Consider the following 20,245-nt stretch of genomic DNA (forward strand, 5'->3'; position numbering starts at 1 on the left):
CCTACAACCCCTTTCCGCGGCTGACTTCCTTGATCAGGAAGCGCTTCGATTGTTTTTTACATTTAACCAAAGTATCTCGAGCATTCACGATACCGCAGTCCGGATCAACTGTGGTCCACTTGAATGGATCTGCTTTACGCAGGCTCACAGGGTTGCACACCCAGTGCGCGTAACGGTCAGAGATACCAATGTTGGCCTGCCATAGCGGCGCCAATGTCCCTGGTGCGCAACTCATCAAGGCGCCTGCTTTATCCCGGCCCAGAATGCCGGCATTAATAAGCTCTTGTGTTGCTTGCGGGTGGTAGATGCTGCTCCAACGGATGCCGGCATTGAATGCTGAAGGTTCAATAATCAACTGATTGGTGATCACAGTTCCAATGATACGCAGTGGTTTTGAGCGCGCCATAATTCGGAAGGTTTCACATGCAAACATTCCCGCAATGAGTGTTGCATCAGGATCAATGCGGCATTCTCTGACCAGTGAGTGTGTTGTAAATGTCGTGCTCGTGCCATATGTCCAGACACCTTCATAGTATCCTGGCGTTGAACGGTTCGACCAGTCCGCATTGAACATCCACGCATTGCGCGCCTGGCGGGCGAATGATGTGTCCCAAGTTGCAGCCGGGAAGGCTGAAAAATCCGCGTTGGAATTTCCTGGGTTCGGCGTTGCAAAACAACGGTCATCGAATTCTGCCAGATTTTCCGGAGTGTCTTTTGGTACATGCAAACCAATGTATTCTGAAGTAATTGGGAATGAATAGTCCGGCGAGGCTTCAAGGCCTGAATTCGTCTGCCATTTATTGAAGTTCACACCCAGATTGTTGGTATTGGCCACCAGAACCATATCAGCACCAGAGCGCGTGAATGTCACACCGTTGGTTTTGTTTCTGAAGTAGGGAGCTCCGCCGGGAATCCGCAGATTGTTTCCATTCAAATAACCGTAATCGTAAGCTTCAAATACAAATTTCACCGAAGGAGAGGAGTTGAACAAAACACTTCCATTGGTTTTATAAGGAGCTACGTCCAAGGTGCCGTTAAACTCAACAGTCATGTCGACTTGATTGAACTGAGTGCGTCCCGAAACCACCAATGGAGCGGTTCTGATGGTGATCGAAGAACCGGCTGTTCCCGTTGGATAGAGTGTCACTGTGCCTTCACGGTGCACGTAGAAGTCAGTGATATAGGCACCACGAGCACCTCCCGGTGCTTGAAGACCGTTGTAATACACGCGACCTTTCATGATCGGCGTGCCTGCCGTTGTCGAGGCGTTAGACATCGCAGCCGTAGCTACGTTTGGCACTGTCGTGATTGCCTCATAGCCATTGATAGTGGCTTGCTCGACAAAGTTATCCACGTTGCCGACGTTGAAACTTAATTGCGCGCGATTCGCCGAAGCTGAGTTGGCGCGAGCCCAAAGCTGTGAAGGGTTCGTGATCAAAAGATCGTAAGAAGCCATCAAACGGGCGCGACACAGCACCTGTGCATTGAAGCTGTTAGTGTCGCCGGGAACGATATTATAAAGGAAATCCAAACCCGTGTCGCGACCTGGATCCAGTTCATATCCACCCAGAAGTCCCGCAAAGTTCGGCAGCTCATAGTTAAACATGGAGCCTTCACCACCGGCAGTTTTAACCATGAAGGGCTGGTTGTCCTGCATGATTTTCCCGCCGCCCAAAACCACCTTATCCACGAAGGTCACGTTTTTCATGGCAGGACGAAATCCTGAGGCTGGCAGATGCAAATCACCGTTGACGAAAACCGGGCTTTCGAATCTTAAACCGGAGCTTGATCCAATCGGCGTGGAATTGATGCGATTATTGCCGCTGCTTGCGCTGCTGGCTTTTGTATTCAGATATAAATCATTTGCTAAAATCAACGAGAAGTAGCTGAGCTCGCGTGGATAGACGATGTTTTTTGAAACCAGAGTTTCATCATACTGTCTTTCAGATTTGTGTTTCAGGAAGATCGTGATTTTCAACGGAACTTCCTTACCACGAACAGCAGAGATCGCCGTTGCATCACGCTCGATTGTAAATGTGGCTTGGGAGTATTCTTCCTTAAGTGGTCTTACGACTGAAAAGAGAGGATGCGACTCGGTGAAATTGCTCAATTGAACTGTTGTCGATATCGATTTCAAACGTGTTGAAGACAGTGGTTCCGGATGTGGAGTGCCAGAGTTGCGGATGAAGAGAAGTGTTTCGTCCGATAGCAAAAGTCGTTGAGTGTTGCGTGGGTGATTCATGGTGCAGTTCAGTTCCTCAACCCAAGTCGAGGACAAGCACCAGCTTTGTTTCACAGCATTGACGGTGTAGGCATACAAGCCATCCATCACGATGCGGCGGTCTGTCTTGTTCGCCGAACGAGCCATCATTTTTGCTTGAGTTTCAATATAGGCAATGGAGGCGAAGAACATGATACATACGATCACGCCACTTATGATCGCCATAAGTAGAACGGAGCCTTGTTGCGAGCGCAACAACTGCTTATGAAACGTTCTTTGATGGTTCAAACAATCCCCTTTGTTCTCTCTATATATCGGTTAAATGAACGTTTTCTTTGAGTGAATAGGAGTCAGTATTGTGAGGTTTTTGACTGCGGATGACCCAGATTGAGACATAATAATTGGAATTCGACATTTGCCACATCAAGATTGCCATTTCGTATAGCAAACCTCGCCCATCGTGACGGTTTCAGCAATGAGTATTCTTGGTAAATTGGAAGGGCAGGAGGTGTAAAATGTCTCGACATAATAAAGGCAGAGGATTTAGCCAGACCAGCAAACGTTATGATGGAAGTATTAAAGAGCAAAGACGGGCCGCCCATAATAAACAGGCGGATCATTCAGCAGATCCACATGCGGAAGAGTCTGCTTCCAGTGAAAGCGAAAATCGTGAGTCATCACAAAAAGGATCTCACTCCGAAAGTCGCAAATAAGACTGTCACGTACAGAGAGTTTCAAGAACCCTTGGTTTTGCCAGGGTTCTTTTTTGTTTTGGATTTTTTAGAGGTTTTGCTTTTTTTACTTTTCTTGCCCTTTTTGCGGGACTTTTTAGAACCATATTTTTGCTGAGCTTCTTTGCGAATGGCTGCATTTTCCTGAATATAAGGCAGCATGCCTTGATAGCCCGTGACGGGTTCTTGTTGAGATGCTGCCGGAAGTTCTTCTTGTCCCCAAGCCAACGGGGAGATCATGAATGTGAGAATCACGCTGAAAGTGACAAGATGTTTTTTGTTCATCTACAAACTTTAGCGTGATTCTTTATCAACCTCAACTATTTCCACGCCGCCAACGCATTCCATGCGTGGCGATTTTCAATTTGACTGTAGTCATAAACATCTATGTGAGGAATCTCCTTGCTGATGACTTCCAGGCTTTCCTGAAACTCTGCAAGATTCGGAGTGACACTGCTGTGTTGACCATGCCATGTGGAGATTTCAATATGAATCACCACTTCACTGCGATTTGCAACCAGCTCCTTGAATTCCAAAGCTGCCGGCAAGGTCCACGCTGGATTGAAAACGGGATTTCCGAATTCACCGCGCCATTGCTGCCATAAAAGCTCACCAACAACGAAGTCCATTTTCTTGGCACCTTGAAGATTCAGAATGCCATTCAGATCAAACCCCACATCATCGCGAATTTGTTCCGGAGTGGAAAGACTGCCATCGGCCAATGCCGGCCAGGTTTGCACAACACCAGCTTTGATGCCTTTGGCATGACTGACTTCAGCCATAATGCCCAGCAAATCCGTGACGCCTTCTGCGCGCATCACGAGCCAGTTTTTATCTCCAAGCTGTCCATCAGGGTGTCGGGCAAAGAAAGCCTTGTTGGCTTCGGGATTGAAGTCAGCTTCCAAGCGCCAAAAACAATCGACGGTGGGTTCAACAGCTTCGACCGCATAAAGATGTGGAAATTTATCAGTTAAATCCTTTACGAAACCCTGAAGCCATTGGCGGTACTCGGGGTGCCAAGCCGACAGAATATAAGTTTGTGACATCGGTTTGTAGTCACCACCATTCGGTGTTTTGGATCGCCACTCGGGACGGGCATCCCAGACGGATTTATTATCGGTGACATTGATGACGGCCACCACATGAAAATCATGGGCGCGGGCCAAAGTGTAAATCTCATTGAAAATATTCTTCTCACCAAAATGAGTTTCGACGGTGGTTAAAGGATAGTCCGTGGGATAAAAGGCGCCATGGTTTGAAACATAAGCATACAGAAACAAAGTATTCACATGGGCTTGCATGGCTTTATGAACGACCAACTGCGCGATTTCAGGAGCCGTTTTTTCTGGATAAAGCTCATAGAAATAAGAGGGGTCCACGCGGAGTCCGCGCATTTCAGGTTTGGCAAAACCAAGAGCCGGCAAGAATGGCAATATCAGTAACAGAATCCATTTCGTCATAGTGTTCTCCTAAGGGACCCTATGTTAACGAGATGGAGTTTATGAATCTACTGGGGAAGATAGGTGTTTTGACAAGCACGACGCAAAAGTTCTGCCTCTTGCCAAGTTTTCAGGTCGCGGAGAGCGCCTTTTAGGTACCACATGATCTTAAACTGTTCCCGCATGGTCAGGTTGCAGAAGCCGGTGTCGACGTAACAGCTGACATGGTCGTGCATGGCAGCTTTTTTGATTTTGGAACAAGTCAGTCCTGTAGCCGTTTCCTGCAGACGAACTTGCAGGCAAAGGCGCACGTCCTGAAGCCAGATCTGGCTGTCCGGGCTGAACTTATGTTGATCTTTGACGAAGACTTCGCAATAAGGAATGCCGAAGTTTTCCCAGTAGCCATTTTTACCGCAAGGCTGTTGCGCAGCTTTGCAGCGGTAGAACTCACAAGAAGTGTGAGATGTGGGGCATTCACCAAACAGGTCGCTGTCCATCGCAAGAAGCACAGGACTTAAAAGGAAAACGGAAGTAAGGATCAAGTTTCTGGTGAATTTCATGATTTGCCGTGTACTTTTGCGCAATTGGCCGACGGGATCAAGTCGCATTGTAAAAGTCAGGTAAAAGTTACTCTCGCAGCTACTATCTTCAAAGGAGCTATGCTATGAAGTCCTCCTATGAAAATCACTGACCTCATTTTTTCCTATCCCGAAGAGTTGGTAGCAACCGCTCCTCAGCGTCCTTCACGTGTTATGTGGGTTGAAAACAACCAGCCATGTGAAATTTCCATCGAGGATTTGAAAAGCAAAATGAACAATGGGGATGTGTTGGTCGTGAACAACACTCGGGTTCTAAAGCGTCGCGTGTTTTCCGGTGATGTTGAAATTCTGTTCCTAAAGCAAACTTCAGAGTTTGATTGGGAAGTTCTGTTTCCCTCAAAGAAATTCAAAATTGGCCAGGCGCTGGAGCTGCCGTTAGGCGTCTCCATGACGTTAAAGGAAAAAGGCCGTCCGCAAAAGGTGACCCTGAGTCAGGCTGTCACCGAGGACTATTTTCAAAAAGTGGCCGAGCTGCCACTTCCGCCGTATATACAAAAAGCTCGTAACGAGCGCCACACCGTGGATGCGGATGAATCCTGGTACCAAACCGCCTGGGCGAAAACTCCGGGGAGTTTTGCGGCTCCCACCGCAAGTCTGCATTTTTCACACACCGATATGGAACAGTTGCGCGCTCAGGGCGTGCAAATCATTGAAGTCACGCTTCATGTGGGTTTGGGGACTTTCCTGCCGGTGACGGCAGAGGACCTTAATGATCACGACATGCATGAGGAGTACGTGGAGATTTCCGCAGCCAGCTGGCAGGCGATTCAAAAAGCCCGGGCATCGGGGCACTTGATCTGGTCCTTGGGAACAACCACCACGCGCTCTTTGGAGAGTGCGGCAGGGGGATTGTTGCAAGGTTCGGATTTTGAGGGCTACCGGGGCTTCACCAAGCTTTTGATTCAGCCTGGATATCAATTCAAAGTGGTGCAAAGACTTCTGACCAACTTCCACCAACCGGAATCCACTTTGCTTGCTTTGGTTTCGGGATTTTCTTCCTTGGAAACAGTTAAAACTTGCTACTTATGGGCGATTGAGAGAAAGTTCCGGCTCTTTTCTTATGGCGACCTGACAGTCTGGATAGGTAAGTAATATGCTAGATGGTAAAACTATGACGACCAATACAACTGAAACTGAAATGAACCTGGGCCAATTCGTTGTCCATAAAACTGAAGGCAATGCCCGTCGTGCCACGCTGATGACTGCGCACGGACCTGTGCAAACGCCGGTCTTTATGGCAGTCGGTACAAAAGCCACTGTTAAGGCCATGACTCCTGAAGAGCTAAAAGAATGCGGCACTCAGGTTGTCTTGGGTAACACCTACCATCTGCATTTGCGCCCTGGTGAAAAGACTATCAAAAAAATGGGCGGCTTGCACAAGTTCATGAACTGGCACGGTCCGATCCTGACCGATTCCGGCGGCTTTCAGGTTTTTTCTTTGTCCAAGCTTCGCAATATGAATGAAGAAGGTGTGGAGTTCCGTTCCCACCTGGATGGTGCCAAACATTTTATCTCTCCTGAAAAGAGCATGGAGATCCAAATGGATCTGGGCTCTGATGTTATTATGGCCTTTGACGAATGCTTGCAGTATCCAGCCACAGATGAGCAAATTGAAAGCTCCATGGCTTTGACCTATCGCTGGTTGTTGCGCTCCAAAGCAGCGATGACTCGCAAAGAGAGCTTGTTGTTCGGTATCGTTCAGGGTGGATTGAGTTTGAAGCACCGTTTGAAATCCCTTGAGCAAATCACTTCCGTGGATTTGCCGGGATATGCCTTGGGTGGTTTCTCGGTGGGCGAGCCCATTCACTTGATGCATGAGCTTTTGCCGCACGTAGCTCCAAAAATGCCGGCCAATAAGCCGCGTTATTTGATGGGTGTGGGGACGCCAACGGATTTAATTATTGCAATAGATTCGGGCATCGATATGTTCGATTGCGTCATGCCTACTCGAGTGGCACGTAACGGTACGATCTTCACGTGGCAGGGGAAAGTCAGCATCAAGCGCAGTGAATACAAAGAAGACCCATCACCGCTTGATCCAGAGTGTGACTGCTATACGTGCACGAATTATTCGAAGGCTTATTTACGTCACATGTTCTTGAGTGGTGAAATTTTAGGCTCTCGTTTGAACACAATCCACAACATTCATTTCTATATGAAATTGATGGAAAAGGCCCGCGAAGCGATCGCTGAAGGTCGTTGGGCGGCGTTCCGTGACGACTGTCTAACGCGTTTCGTAAAGAAAGGCTAACTGACATAACTATTGATTCTTCCATGGAATAATGCTGAATTTTAGCGTCATCATTGGAGGAATCATGTTATTCGAACTTCTTGTTAATACAGCACACGCGCAAACGGCAGCTCCAGCAGCTGGACAACCATCCACACTTGAGATGTTTGTTCCGTTTATCTTTATCTTCGTTATTTTCTACTTCCTTATTATTCGTCCTCAATCCAAGCGCCAAAAAGAACATCAAAAGTTCTTGAATGAAATCAAACGTGGCGACGAAGTTATCACTTCTTCAGGTATCTTGGGTCGTATCGAGGGCATCACTGACCAATTCGTGACTGTTGAGATCGCGGATGGCGTGAAAGTTAAAATGCTTCGTACTCAAATTGCGACAACTCAGAAAGCAGCAACAGCGACAGAGGAAAAGAAATAATGGACGGACTTCGTTGGAGAACCCTGGCTGCGGCCGTGGGTATCATTTTGGCTCTCGTTTGGTTTATGCCAAACGTGGTGAATTTTGGAAACTCATGGTGGCCATCTAAGCAAAAGATGAACTATGGTCTTGATATTCAAGGTGGTTTGCATCTTGTAATGGGCGTTGACGTAGACGGCGTGGTGAAAGAGTCCACGACTCGTTTGATCGCTTCCCTTAAAACAGACACAGCCAAAGACGGCATCACTTTGACGGATGTTAAATCCGAGCGCCCTGAGGCGGGCGAAGTGACTTTGTCTTTCGCGGCGGCTGAAAAAGCCAAAGTTGAAAAATACATGTCTGAAAAGCATCCAGCGGACCTTCAAGAAGTGGGTTCCACGGATACAACGGCTACGTACCGTTACTTTGATGCTTATTTGAATGACTACAAAAATCGAGTGATTCAACAGGCGATTGAAACAATCCGTAACCGTATCGATGAGTTTGGTGTGGCCGAGCCTTCCATCTCTCAACAAGGTACAAACCGTATCCTGGTTCAATTGCCAGGTATGGCGGATGCTGAAAAAGCAAAACAGTTGATCAATACAACTGCAAAGCTTGATTTCATGATCGTATCCACTGAGAAAACTCCACAGGAGCTTCAAGTGATGATCGCTGACGCTGAAAAAGCGGGCGGTTATAAAATGGATTCCATGAAGTACTCAGACTATGTGACTCGTTTGAATGCGGATCTTAAAGGCAAATTGCCGGCAAAATCTGTGATCTACTTCGAAAAGTCTGCAAACGCGACTTCCATGGAAACGGGTTCTATTCCGTATCTTCTTAAAGAAGACACGGATCTTGGTGGTTCTGCATTGGATGATGCAAGCGTTGGTTATGACAACTACGGAGCGCCAATGGTTTCCCTTCGATTCAACTCTGCAGGTGCGACAAAGTTCGCTGACTTGACGGGTTCAAACTCCGGCAGACAAATGGCGATCGTACTTGATAAAATCATCAAGTCTGCTCCAAGCATTCGTGAGCGTATTGGTGGCGGTCAGGCGACAATCACTTTGGGTGGTGGCCGTGATCGTAACCAGATGATGGATGAAGCGAAAATGATCTCCACAGCTCTTCGTGCGGGTGCTTTGCCTGCTTCTTTGGAGCAATTGGAAGAACGCCGTGTGGGTCCTACTTTGGGTGCGGACTCTATCGATAAAGCTAAAATGGGTGCTTACATTGGTGCCGCATTGATCTGCTTGTTCATGATCGTTTACTACAAAGGCATGGGCTGTGTGGTCGCAGTGTGCTTGGGACTGAACGTTCTGGGTGTATTGGCTCTATTGACTTCTTTCGGTGCAACTTTGACGTTGCCTGGTATCGCGGCTATCGCCTTGACGGTGGGTTTCGCGGTCGATGCGAACGTGTTGATTAATGAGCGTATCAAGGAAGAACTGGCGCAGGGGCATAGTTTGAAGGCCGCAATTAAAGAGGGCTACAACCGTGCGATGTCTGCGATCATCGACTCCAACGTGACTACGGGTGCGACGGCTGTGATTCTTTTGTACTTCGGTACAGGTCCGGTGCGTGGTTTCGCGGTGAGCTTGTTGATTGGTATCGTGACAACTATGTTTGCGAACGTGTTCGTATCCAAAGTTATCGTGGATCAGTTGATTTACAAATTTAACGTGAAAAAGTTGTCCATCTAGGATTGGTGCAAAAATGACTAATAATACAAAAACTACGACAACTGAATCTTGGGGCAAAATCGATTTCGTCGGTAAAACAAACCTTTTCACAGGTATTTCCGTTTTGTTGGTGATAATCTCCCTGGCCTACTTGGCGATCAAGGGCGTTAACTACGGTATCGATTTTAAAGGTGGTACTGAGTTCCAGGTTAAATTTGCTCAAGGCGTGACGATTGACCAGGTTCGTAAATCTGTTGATGATTTGAAATTAGGTGATGTGGGTGTTCAAGCTATCGGCGAAAACAACGAATTCATCATTCGCTTCCAAGGTCAACAGGGTAAAACTGATAAAGAAACAAATGAAATCCTAAATCAGGATATCACTAAAATCAGAACTATGATCGAAACAAAGTTTGCTGATCATAGCCCTGATATCCGTCGTGTCGACACCGTGGGACCTCAAGTGGGTGCGGAGTTGAAACGTAACGGATTGCTGGCAGTTTTCTATTGCTTGCTTGTGATCTTGATCTACGTAGGTCTTCGTTTCGATTACAAATACGCTCCGGGCGCAGTATTCTGCTTGTTCCATGATGCGGTAATCACTTTGGCGATTTTCGTGGCAGTTGGTAAGGAAGTTAACGTTCCTATCCTGGCGGCGATTTTGACTTTGATCGGTTACTCTCTGAATGACACGATCGTCGTATTCGACCGTATTCGTGAAACTGATGGCTTGTACCATGATAAAGGCTTCAAATTTATCATCAACAAGGCGATCAACGATATGCTTCGTCGTACATTCATGACTTCCGGAACAGTTTTCACTTCAGCATTGTGCTTGTGGTTGTTCTCTGGCGGTACAGTGGGTGATATCGCGTTTGCGATCTGTGTGGGTATCGCATTCGGTACTTACTCTTCCATCTATGTGGCAGCACCGTTTGTTATGTACATGGATAAATTGGTTAGTAAAAAGGCTTAATAAATCGAAGGCCCCGAGAAGGGGCCTTTGTGTTTTAACTGGGGATTTGTTCCCGCGGAGTGATAGTGAATCCATTGTGGAAATTAAGAGAAGCAAACGGCGAGGTGGCAACACCCGCAAAGGTCGAGGGGCAATGGCCATCCTTGATCGGTAAGCTTCTTGCGGCCCGGGGTTTCACTCAAGCCGGTGATGTCGATAAACTTCTGTTTCCAAAACTTGGAGATTTGAAAGATCCACTTCTGTTGAAGGGGATGTCTCAAGCACTCGAGCGCCTGGGGCAGGCTTATATTGATAAGGAAAAGATCTGCATTTATGCAGACTTTGACCTGGATGGAACTTCCGGATTGGCTTTGCTAAAAACCGGGATGCAGGCTTTGGGTTTTACCGAAGTTTTGCACTACCAACCGAAGCGCTTGTCTGAGGGATATGGTTTCCATGCGGCCGCAGTCGAGGAACTTAAAACCCAGGGTGTTTCCCTGATCATCACGGTCGATGTTGGTATCACTGCGCATGCAGCGATCGACAAAGCCCGAGAGTTGGGTGTTGATGTTATTTTAACAGATCATCACTTACCGGCAGACACGTTGCCATCGGCCCATGTGATTATTAATCCAAACCAAGGAACTTGCGAAAGTGGTTTAGGTTATTTGTGTGGTGCGGGAGTTGCATTCTACCTTCTGCGTGGTTTGAAAAGATACTTTCATGATCACGCGCAACTACCTAAAAACAATTGGGATCTTAAAGAGGTGCTGGATTACTTCACGATCGGGACTTTGACCGATATGGTGCCTTTGGTGGACGACAATCGAGTCCTGGTGAAGCACGGCCTGGTGAAGTTGGCAGAGACAAAAAGAGCCGGACTTCTAGCATTACTTGAAGAGTTGGATCTGCAGGATCGCGCTTTGACCAGTCAGGATGTGGCAATTCGTTTCGCACCAAAATTGAATGCTCTATCACGTATGGAGTCGGGGATTTTGCCAATTGATATCTTCTTGCTGGAAGATCAAGGTAAAGCCCGCGACATGGTTCGCCAGGTGATGAAAAACAATTCCACACGAGTGCAGCTGCAAAGTGATGCGGAAGCTGAAGCTCAAGAATTACTTAAAGACTGGCCTCATAAGGACTTTGTTTTTGTGGCTTCTTCCAGTTTCCACCGTGGGGTGGTTGGATTGATCGCTACAAAGTTGACTCAGGTCTACAACAAACCAGCTTTCGTGGGTTCTGTTGGTGACGATGGGATGATCGTGGGATCTGCACGTTTGCCTCAGGGACAGGAAGCCTGTTTGGTCGAGGCGATGTCCACGGCAGCCGAATTAATGAGTCGTTTTGGCGGGCATTCAGCGGCTGCAGGTTTTGAGATCGCAGAAAACAAAGTTTCTCAATTTGTGAACCGATTGGATTCGCACTTTTCGGATCTTCGCGAAAAACCAAAGCCATTGGAAATTTTCTACGACGTTCAGGCAAGTTTGCCGGAAGTCAGTACCAATCTTATGAAGTGGTATGATTTTGTCGGTCCGTTTGGTGCCGGTTTTGCGATTCCGCTTATTCATTTTTCCAATATTCAAGTCTTGTCAAAACGGGAACTCAAAGGCGGACATTTGCGTTTGAAGCTGTTTGATCCAGACAGCAATGCCACTATGGAAGCTTTGTTATTTACTCCGACTCCTCGTCAGGTGGAAACTTTGCACAATGTGCCGGGTTTTTATGATATTCTGGGGGAGCTGCAGTGGAATTATTTTGCTGGGCAAAAAACCATACAAATCCTGGTTCGTGATCTGAAGGCCATGTCATGAAGAAAAAGAAAAAAGTCGTCGTATTGCTGTCGTCGGGCTTGGACTCGACTGTTAATATTTTTGAAGCCATTAAACATCACCACGAAGTGGTGCTGGCCCTGACTTTTAACTATGGGCAGAAGGCCGCAAAAAAAGAAATCGAACAATCCGCAAAAATCGCAAAGTTTCTGAATGTGCCCCATAAGGTACTGGATGTGACGTGGTTTAAGGAGTTCAATAAATCTTCTTTGCTGGTGGAGGATCAAGAGGTTCCCACGGGTAAAGACGTAGAAATTGATAATCTGGAAAAATCCGGCGAAACAGCCAAATCCGTGTGGGTGCCAAATCGCAATGGGATTTTTCTGAATATTGCGGCAGCCTACGCGGAAGCGTTGGGCGCGGACTCTGTCATTCCAGGATTCAATGCTGAAGAAGCAGCGACATTCCCGGATAATTCCGTGGACTTCCTAAAAGCTGCAACTCACGCGCTTTCATATTCGACTTCAAACAAAGTGACCGTGGGTTGTTACACGGCTCATTTGAACAAACCAGCCATTGTTCTATTGGGGCAGGGACTGGACGTTCCATGGGAGCTGACTTGGCCCTGTTATTTTGCCGGAGAGGAATGGTGTGGGCAGTGTGAATCCTGTCAGCGCGCCAAACGTGCCTTTGCTTCCGCCAAGGTAGATGTGAAAAGTTTGTTTAAGGGGTAAGTTATGGAAATGCATTTTATCGAAAAGAAATTCGCCTACGACGGCAGTCAGCTTCATTCGCTATTTGCATATCTGGATCACGGGAAGCTGGGGCCATCCATTGTTTCCTGGGTTGGTAAGTGTGATATTCCGGCGGCCCACATGGTGGACGGAGAGGATTTGCTGGCCAATGCGGTGATCGCAGGCGACGAGATGCTTCACTTTATCATTGAAGTATTTGATCGTGACCTGTTTAGCGGTGTGGCTTTGCAAAGATTGTTTGCTGCCATCGCACGCGACTATATCCAGGCTCATGCCGGCACTCATCTTAAGTCCGATACCTTGATTCGCGATGGCGATGATATTTACTGGGGGGATCGCAAGCTTTCCATCAGTATCGCCACGAAATCACCGGTTTCAACAATGGTTCACTTTGCAATGAATGTGACCAATGAAGGCACCCCGGTGAAAACTGCGTGTCTGGGGGATTTTAAACTGGATCCTCGAGAGACAGCTCATCACTTGATGTCATTATTCACAAAAGAGTTCCAGTCCATTACAATCGCCACTCAAAAAGTCCGACCAGTTCCATAGGAACTGATCCATTAGTGTGGTTATTGCACGAAGATTTGCGTGAGGAGACTGGGCTTTGCTGGCGCTCCGTTCGGCCCAGTATCGTGTCTTGCCAAGACCCGCTTTCGGCGGTTCGCGCATTGCGCCCCTGGAGGCCTCTCTCTGGCTAGCAAATCAAATTCAGTAGTCAATAAGACTACAGGAATTCGTACCCGTTCTTTACCGCAATGTAGAGATAGAGATTTAGTTCAAGATTTTCTTTGCGCTTGGTTGTGCACCAGCTTCTTCTTGCTAAGCGCTTGATGTGATCGCGGAGTCTTGCGCAGATGTGATTCACCTCAAAAAGAGGATCGAAAACATGTTTTTCGGTTTTAAGGTATTTTTTGTTCTCGGCGTTTTTCTTTGTGATCTTCTGCAATAAACTGCTGGTAGGAGCTCTCAGGGAATAGGGTCTTTACGACATTCTTGTAAGAGGGTTTTGCATCAGATTTGATGAGTTTAAAAGGTTGGGAAATCTGAGAGCTTATGTCAGAGAGAAGTTCAGTGGTTTTCGAGAGGGATTGGTTTTCCCGATACCCGTATTTTCTACGCGATATGGATGCGATTTTCCCTTTAGCTGGGATAGTACCTACTTTGATACCAAGGATTTTATAGTGTTCATTGACTGCTACTGCGATAGTCAGGGGTTTAAGCTTGGTGTGCTCAATGGTTTCAGATTCATCAAACAATAGGGTCTCAGAAGTTAAATCCTGCTGGTGATGAGAGTTTTTGGCTCTTAATCCCATCCAAATAAATTTCTTAAACACAGTTTTATAGTTGCAATCCAAGATTCTGGCGATCTGTCTTAAGGCCACACCTGAAGTATAGAGATTGGCGATCGGGTAATTTAAATCCGTACGCTTTTGTTTAAAAGTGGAGGATGTCGTTCTGGTTGAGAACGACCTTTTGCATATCTTACAGTTGTATCGAGGAATGTAGGTTTTAGTGGAGCGCTTATAGAAGAGTCCCCTTCCAACGAAGTCAGGACTCCCACAATGGGGGCATTTGTAATGGCGAACAGAGTGTTGAGACATAGTTCTAAAGCCTCATAGCAAGTGCCATGAGAGATTAAATAGCGAATAAATAACATATGAATCAATGGAGGTCCGGGGTCCAGACTGCGAGAGAGCATATTTATCACCACATATCGGGTGCAGTTTAAGTTCCATAGGAACTGATCCATTAGTGTGGTTATTGCACGAAGATTTGCGTGAGGAGACTGGGCTTTGCTGGCGCTCCGTTCGGCACAGCATCGTGCTTCGCCAGGGCCCGATATCTTACAGTTGTAGCGAGGAATGTAGGTTTTAGTGGAGCGCTTATAAAAGAGTCCCCTTCCCACGAAGTCAGGGCTCCCACAATGGGGGCATTTGTAATGGCGAACAGAGTGTTGAGACATAGTTCTAAAGCCTCATAGTAAGTGCCATGAGAGATTAAATAGCGAATAAATAACATATGAATCAATGGAGGTCCGGGGTCCAGACTGCGAGAGAGCATATTTATCACCACATATCGGGTGCAGTTTATTTGTCACAAAAAGGTTCTCTGTGTCCTAATAAGGGGTGAGGCGCCGAATGATGCCAGGGTGAAATATGGAATTACAACTTATAGGTATGTCCTGTGTGAATTGTGCCGGCAAAATTGAGAAAGCACTTAATGAGCTTCCCGAGGTGCAGGCCACCGTTAACTTTGCTACGGAAAAAGCGCACGTCGAATTTTCTCCCGGAGCAACCACTCCGGAGGCCTTGATAAAAACCATTCAAAATCTGGGCTACCAGGCTTTTGAGATTAATTCCGAGATTGATGTTCAAAAGGTAAAAGAAATTGCCGCGGCCGAATATCGTCGGGATCTGCGGCATTTTGTTATTTCGGCAATATTAACGGCGCCGTTTATCGTGGAAATGATCATGATGTTTGTTCGTCATGATCACGAGCTGATCCCCCGCTGGTTGCAGCTGCTGCTGGCAACGCCGGTGCAGTTTTGGATTGGATGGAGATTTTACGTGGGTTCATTCCACGCATTTAAAGCCAAAAGTGCCAATATGGATGTTTTGATCGCACTTGGGACGACCATGGCCTTTGTATTGAGTGCTGTCGTAACAGTAATGAAATGGCGCGAACAGCATGTCTATTTTGAGGCAAGTACAACTATCATTACATTGATTCTTCTGGGCAAGTTGATGGAATCCAGAGCCAAAGGGAAAACTTCTGAAGCCGTGGAGAGTCTGATCAGACTGCAGCCCAAGATGGCCTTGGTAGAACGGGACGGCGTTTGGGTTTCTATTGCCATCTCTGAGGTGACTACGGGTGAAAAGGTCCTGGTAAAAAATGGCGAAGCCATTCCAGTTGATGGAGTTGTAGTAGCGGGAAATTCGTCGGTGGATGAATCCATGTTGACCGGCGAGAGTTTGCCAGTGGAAAAGAATATGGACAGTCAAGTCTATGCAGCCACATTGAATCAACAAGGCTCTTTACAAATCAAAGCGACCAGTGTGGGTTCTAAAACCCAACTGGCCCAGATAATTAAAATCGTCACTGCAGCTCAGGGATCCAAAGCGCCCATTCAGCGTTTGGCAGATCGAATTTCCCGCGTTTTCGTACCTGTCGTGGTGGTTATCAGTGTTTTAACTTTCCTGGGGACTTGGTTTTTTGTGCAGGATTTGCAGGCGGCCTTTGTTGCCTCTGTCTCCGTTCTGGTTATTTCCTGTCCCTGTGCATTGGGACTGGCGACCCCTACAGCGGTGGTTGTTGGGATAGGGCGGGCAGCGGGGCTGGGGATTCTATTTAAAGACGCTCGCGCACTGGAGCTGGCTGAAAAAATCAACGTCGTGGTGCTCGACAAAACGGGCACCATTACCGAGGGAAAACCCGTTGTTACAGAAGTGCATGGTGTTTCTTCGTTTAATGAACATCAAGTATTGATCCTGGCTGCGAGTTTGGAGAATGGATCCTCTCATCCCTTGGCTCACGCTGTGACTCAAGGAGCCCTGGATCGTGGACTTGAATTGAAACCGGTGCAAGAATTTGAGGTTGTAAGCGGGCATGGAGTTGCCGGATTCATCGAGGGAATTCGCTATAAACTGGGACGACCGGATTGGGTTTCATCCGGTGGACTTCTACAGCAAGATTTAATTCAAAAGTTGGAAGCCCAAGGTCAAACAGTGATGGTGCTCGGTGCCGAAGACCGCATCATGGGGTATGTGGCTGTTGCGGATCGAATTCGCGAGAGCTCAAAAAAAGCCATCTCGGATCTTCAAGCTTTGGGTGTGCAGATCATGATGCTAACAGGTGATAACCAGGGGACCGCCAAGGAGATTGCCCGTCAGACGGGTATTCTGGATTTTAAAGCGGGTGTAAGACCTTCTGACAAAGCAAATGTCATTGTGACCTTGAAAAGGAAAAAACAAACGGTGGCCATGGTGGGTGATGGTATCAACGATGCGCCGGCCCTTGCGATGGCGGATGTGAGTTTTTCAATGTCGTCGGGGACTGATATTGCCATCGAGACCGCGGATGTGACATTGATGCATAATGATTTGCAGTCCGTCGCTCAGGCAATACAGCTTTCTAGGGTGACGCTTAAGAAAATTCGTCAGAATCTTTTCTTTGCATTTTTCTATAATACGCTGGGAATTCCGCTTGCGGCATTGGGTTTGCTAAATCCAGTCATCGCCGGTGCCGCTATGGCGATGAGTTCAGTTTCAGTTGTCAGTAACTCCCTGCTCTTAAAGAGCAAGAAGTTAGACTGATTTACCTGCGTAACTATTTGGCGGCTGCTGCTGGCGCCACCACGGGTGGTGGGGTTTGCGGTGCAGCTGCAGGGACTCTTTGGTTCGGTGGGACAGTGACCACAATCGGACTCTCAGATGGTATCACCTCGGTTGCAAATTCAGTGGTGCCTGAGCTATTTGGAGTGGGTTTCTTTCCATCAGCAATCATCAAAAGATTTTTCTTCATGTGCGCAACGCGCTCCACAGAGATCTTTTTACTTTCCAAAGCCTTATCCAGATAGCGCAAGGATTTTTGTGCCGTCATTGGATTTAAATCAATATTAGCGCGGATGTGATAAATTTTGGAAAGCCCCAAAAGACATTCCTCGTTGTTCGGGACGTGGGTAAGGCCTTTGGAATATAGTTTTTCAGAGGCATCCAGGTTCTTGGCCTGATCCAAAGGATTGTTCACGGGGGCGGCCATAATCGTGTTGGCTTTTCCTGCATAGGCTTTGGCAAGAGTTGTTTTGGCCATGCCATAAGGATTGGATTTTACGACTTCTTCGCCCACGGTGATGGCATCATCCCAGCGGCCATAATGCTGAATCAAAGATGCAAAATTACCCGCAAGCCAGGCATTGCCGGGATCTGCTTTGATCGCGTACTTGTAGTAGCCGATGCCGTTTTCAATTTGATTGTTGGTGATCAGTAAGTGGCCCAATGACTCGGCCACAGTGGCTTTGTCTCTTGGGTTTTTAGCAAGTTCGAAGGCCTTCGTATAAGAGCCAATGGCAGCCTGGGTTTGTTTCATGTCTTCCAAAACGCGGCCACCCAGTTTGTACAACTCATAGTCCTTCTGAGACGTTTTGTACGCCTGGTTGAAAAGCCCGGAGATTTTCTCTTTATCATTGCGATAAACCGCCACCCAGGTTTTTTGTTGCAGGACTTTGGGGTCTTGCGGGTAGCGAACTTCAAGGGCGTCCAGAATTTTTGCGGACTCGTTCAGGTATTCCGAACTGTCGATGCTATTGTTAAAGTAATTCACTCGGCGTACTGCGCGTGCGCGAATTAATAGAGCCTCTTTGTTTTCAGGTTCTTTTGATAAAATCTGTCCGGCAATGTGATAGGCCTCGCGGGCACCATCAATGGATTTGGGTCCACCCACAGCCATTTTGTCTTCAGCTATTTGGACTGTGTATTTATCAAGACGACCTTGCAGGGTCTCGGCCGGCGCCAGCGGCGTTATTTTCACAATACTGCTTTCCATACAGTCAGCCAACGAGCCCAGCATGTATTGGAATTTTTCTGAATTCAGATCATCTGCAGAGACCTGCACCTGTTCAAAGGTGACTTCGTCGACGACTTTAAAACCTTTGTCTTCTTTGATGAAGTCGCGGGTGATTTTATACCATGGGGTCAAAATATTGCAGCCCAGCTCATAGCCGACAAAGTCATAGCCCGTGATGTGAGTCACAGTGGATTCAGAAAATCTTCCAATCAAAGTGGCCGGGGTGACACGATAGCCATTCAGAGCCATTGGCGTCAAAGCGGATAAGGGGAAGCCCAGGTTCAAGAGAAGTTTTTGATCTTCCCATTTGACGATTTCCTCGCCGATGGTTTTTTGTGTGCCCGTGATGGAGCTGGCAATACGATTGCGGAAGTTAATTCCTTCGTAGATACCTTTGGCATTTTTGCTGTCGTTACGAAGATAAGTCATCAATGTTTTCTTGGCTGAGTCTTCGCTTGTTGCAAAAGAAGCTTCGGAGATATATTTGGCATAGTCGCCCAGAGCCTCAAAGTTTGTGATGGTGTCGCTGCTGCGGTCCATGTTGATTTTGATGGTCTTATCAAAAGTCAGGCGGGATTGTGCAGCAGTGGGGTGAGGAACAGTTTCTAGGTCCTTTGCGGCAAGGCTTACTTCCAATGCCTTGGAGCCTGCGATATCAGAGAAAACAAAGTCAGAGTTGCTGACGATATTCGTTGGATCCACCCAGTAAATCTTGTCACCTTCAGTCACTTTCACAATCGCGTGATTAAAGCGCTCGGCCATAACCAGATTCGGAGCGGTCGCATCCATGGTGATGCGGCTTGCTTCCTGGATGGAAGTTCTGCGAACAAGAGCGACCCTGGCGTCGATCCCCAAGGCTCTTAACATTGCTGTTGTCGCCAGGGAAAAGTCCTTACAATCGCCGGTTTTGGTTCTGGAGATATCTTTTAACGGCTGGGCTATCACCATTTTTTCAAGGCTTGTCCAGTTGCCGGAATAAGTCATGATATTCGATAACTCAGAAGTGACGATGTCGATCTTCTCTGCCGTTGTTTTGCCTTTTTTTGCTTTGGTCACGATGCGGGTAAATGGCGCGGGCAGGGATTTAACCGCCAGAATGGCTTCGTACTTTTTTGCCAGCGGAGCGACAAAGTTATTCCAGTCATTCATGGTTGAGATGTCCACGCGCGAAACCAGATCCCTGTTTAAAATTGCCAGGGGTTCTTTGGGTACCTTGAAGAGGGGTTTAACCTGTTCAAACTCAAATACGTAGTATTCGCCTTCGCGGCTTTCTTTTTTCGTGAGTACATTCCACGGATCGTTCACGTGCCAATACAAGGGAAGAAGGGATTTGATTTTGGCCTTGCCGGCTTTTTCCGGAGCGTGAAGTCCGATCACATAGGATTGATTAAACAGTCCCGTATGAACATTTTTTTTGTATTTGATTTTAACTGAGTATTTGGTGACGGAGCCGATTTTCAGATTGTTAAATGGTATTACCATCTCGCGCAAATGGCTGAGGCCCTGAACGGGTCCTTTGGCGGCACGAATCGTAACGTCTTTGGCATTCACCTGGGATTCCACACCCTCAGTCAGTGTGGAGGCTTTGATAAAAGTAACAGTGGCGGCATCAGGAACAAAAGGAATGGTCTGCAACACCAGCTCGTTACGACCTTTTTCGTTAAGTACTTGCAGCTCTGATTCCATCACGCTTTCTGAAAGTCCATTCTTATCCACAGTGACTGTGTCTGTTGAATTGATGATGGTGAAATTCGCTTCCTGCTCGCTCATCCAATCTGCGTGGGCAGTCAATGAAGCAGTCATCAAAAGAAGAGATGTTATTGAAATCAAAGTTGTTTTCATGAATAATTTTTCGGATTATTTCGCCGAAACTTGATT

At 47.1% G+C, this 20,245-nt stretch carries 16 protein-coding genes; 10 read left to right on the plus strand and 6 right to left on the minus strand.

The window, feature by feature from the left end; genetic code table 11:
• Position 1: 1 nt before the first annotated feature.
• Entirely contained in the window at positions 2-2,509 is a 2,508-nt protein-coding gene (locus ACLVWR_RS14245; protein WP_413581297.1) for a hypothetical protein, read from the minus strand.
• A 227-nt stretch (positions 2,510-2,736) separates the two neighbouring features.
• On the opposite strand from ACLVWR_RS14245, the gene ACLVWR_RS14250 reads away from it, so the two are divergent.
• Entirely contained in the window at positions 2,737-2,934 is a 198-nt protein-coding gene (locus ACLVWR_RS14250; protein ID WP_340599447.1) for a hypothetical protein, read from the plus strand.
• Between the two features lie 21 nt (positions 2,935-2,955).
• Here the strand turns inward: ACLVWR_RS14250 and ACLVWR_RS14255 are convergent, their stop codons facing one another.
• From ACLVWR_RS14255 to ACLVWR_RS14265, 3 genes are read right to left on the minus strand one after another with little or no spacing between them, the layout of a single operon-like run.
• Positions 2,956-3,237, minus strand: a complete 282-nt coding sequence (locus tag ACLVWR_RS14255) for a hypothetical protein (protein ID WP_413581298.1) — start codon at positions 3,235-3,237, stop codon at positions 2,956-2,958.
• A 35-nt stretch (positions 3,238-3,272) separates the two neighbouring features.
• On the minus strand, positions 3,273-4,412 hold the full coding sequence (locus tag ACLVWR_RS14260) for a hypothetical protein (protein WP_413581299.1): 1,140 nt from the start codon (positions 4,410-4,412) through the stop codon (positions 3,273-3,275).
• A gap of 47 nt (positions 4,413-4,459) precedes the next feature.
• Positions 4,460-4,951: a hypothetical protein gene (locus ACLVWR_RS14265; RefSeq protein WP_413581300.1), complete on the minus strand. Its 492-nt coding sequence runs from the start codon at positions 4,949-4,951 to the stop codon at positions 4,460-4,462.
• A gap of 117 nt (positions 4,952-5,068) precedes the next feature.
• On the opposite strand from ACLVWR_RS14265, the gene queA reads away from it, so the two are divergent.
• From queA to ACLVWR_RS14305, 8 genes are all read left to right on the plus strand, one after another.
• Complete coding sequence (queA, locus tag ACLVWR_RS14270) at positions 5,069-6,082, plus strand: tRNA preQ1(34) S-adenosylmethionine ribosyltransferase-isomerase QueA (protein ID WP_413581301.1); 1,014 nt, start codon at positions 5,069-5,071, stop codon at positions 6,080-6,082.
• A gap of 19 nt (positions 6,083-6,101) precedes the next feature.
• Positions 6,102-7,241, plus strand: coding sequence for a tRNA guanosine(34) transglycosylase Tgt (gene tgt / locus ACLVWR_RS14275; protein ID WP_340599442.1), 1,140 nt, complete (start codon positions 6,102-6,104; stop codon positions 7,239-7,241).
• 64 nt (positions 7,242-7,305) lie between these two features.
• Positions 7,306-7,653 carry a preprotein translocase subunit YajC gene (gene yajC, locus ACLVWR_RS14280; protein WP_413581302.1) on the plus strand — a complete coding sequence of 116 codons (348 nt, stop codon included), beginning with the start codon at positions 7,306-7,308 and terminating at the stop codon, positions 7,651-7,653.
• Complete coding sequence (gene secD / locus ACLVWR_RS14285) at positions 7,653-9,341, plus strand: protein translocase subunit SecD (RefSeq protein WP_413581303.1); 1,689 nt, start codon at positions 7,653-7,655, stop codon at positions 9,339-9,341. Before yajC ends, secD begins: the two co-directional genes overlap by 1 nt.
• Positions 9,342-9,354: 13 nt before the next feature.
• On the plus strand, positions 9,355-10,296 hold the full coding sequence (gene secF / locus ACLVWR_RS14290; RefSeq protein ID WP_413581304.1) for a protein translocase subunit SecF: 942 nt from the start codon (positions 9,355-9,357) through the stop codon (positions 10,294-10,296).
• Between the two features lie 65 nt (positions 10,297-10,361).
• Positions 10,362-12,089 (plus strand): single-stranded-DNA-specific exonuclease RecJ, encoded by a 1,728-nt coding sequence (gene recJ / locus ACLVWR_RS14295; protein WP_413581305.1) that lies wholly within the window; start codon positions 10,362-10,364, stop codon positions 12,087-12,089.
• Positions 12,086-12,781: a 7-cyano-7-deazaguanine synthase QueC gene (gene queC / locus ACLVWR_RS14300; RefSeq protein ID WP_340599437.1), complete on the plus strand. Its 696-nt coding sequence runs from the start codon at positions 12,086-12,088 to the stop codon at positions 12,779-12,781. Before recJ ends, queC begins: the two co-directional genes overlap by 4 nt.
• Positions 12,782-12,784: 3 nt before the next feature.
• Positions 12,785-13,354, plus strand: coding sequence for a DUF366 family protein (locus ACLVWR_RS14305; protein ID WP_413581306.1), 570 nt, complete (start codon positions 12,785-12,787; stop codon positions 13,352-13,354).
• Between the two features lie 350 nt (positions 13,355-13,704).
• Here the strand turns inward: ACLVWR_RS14305 and ACLVWR_RS14310 are convergent, their stop codons facing one another.
• Positions 13,705-14,139, minus strand: coding sequence for a hypothetical protein (locus ACLVWR_RS14310; RefSeq protein WP_413581307.1), 435 nt, complete (start codon positions 14,137-14,139; stop codon positions 13,705-13,707).
• An 822-nt stretch (positions 14,140-14,961) separates the two neighbouring features.
• Between ACLVWR_RS14310 and ACLVWR_RS14315 the strand changes: the two genes are divergently transcribed.
• Complete coding sequence (locus tag ACLVWR_RS14315) at positions 14,962-17,118, plus strand: heavy metal translocating P-type ATPase (protein ID WP_413581308.1); 2,157 nt, start codon at positions 14,962-14,964, stop codon at positions 17,116-17,118.
• Positions 17,119-17,131: 13 nt separating this feature from the next.
• Here ACLVWR_RS14315 and ACLVWR_RS14320 read toward each other — a convergent pair whose 3' ends face one another.
• Positions 17,132-20,209 (minus strand): DUF3857 domain-containing protein, encoded by a 3,078-nt coding sequence (locus ACLVWR_RS14320; protein WP_413581309.1) that lies wholly within the window; start codon positions 20,207-20,209, stop codon positions 17,132-17,134.
• Between the last annotated feature and the right edge of the window lie 36 nt (positions 20,210-20,245).

This window comes from Bdellovibrio sp. HCB288 (assembly GCF_047305935.1).
Taxonomy (GTDB): domain Bacteria; phylum Bdellovibrionota; class Bdellovibrionia; order Bdellovibrionales; family Bdellovibrionaceae; genus Bdellovibrio.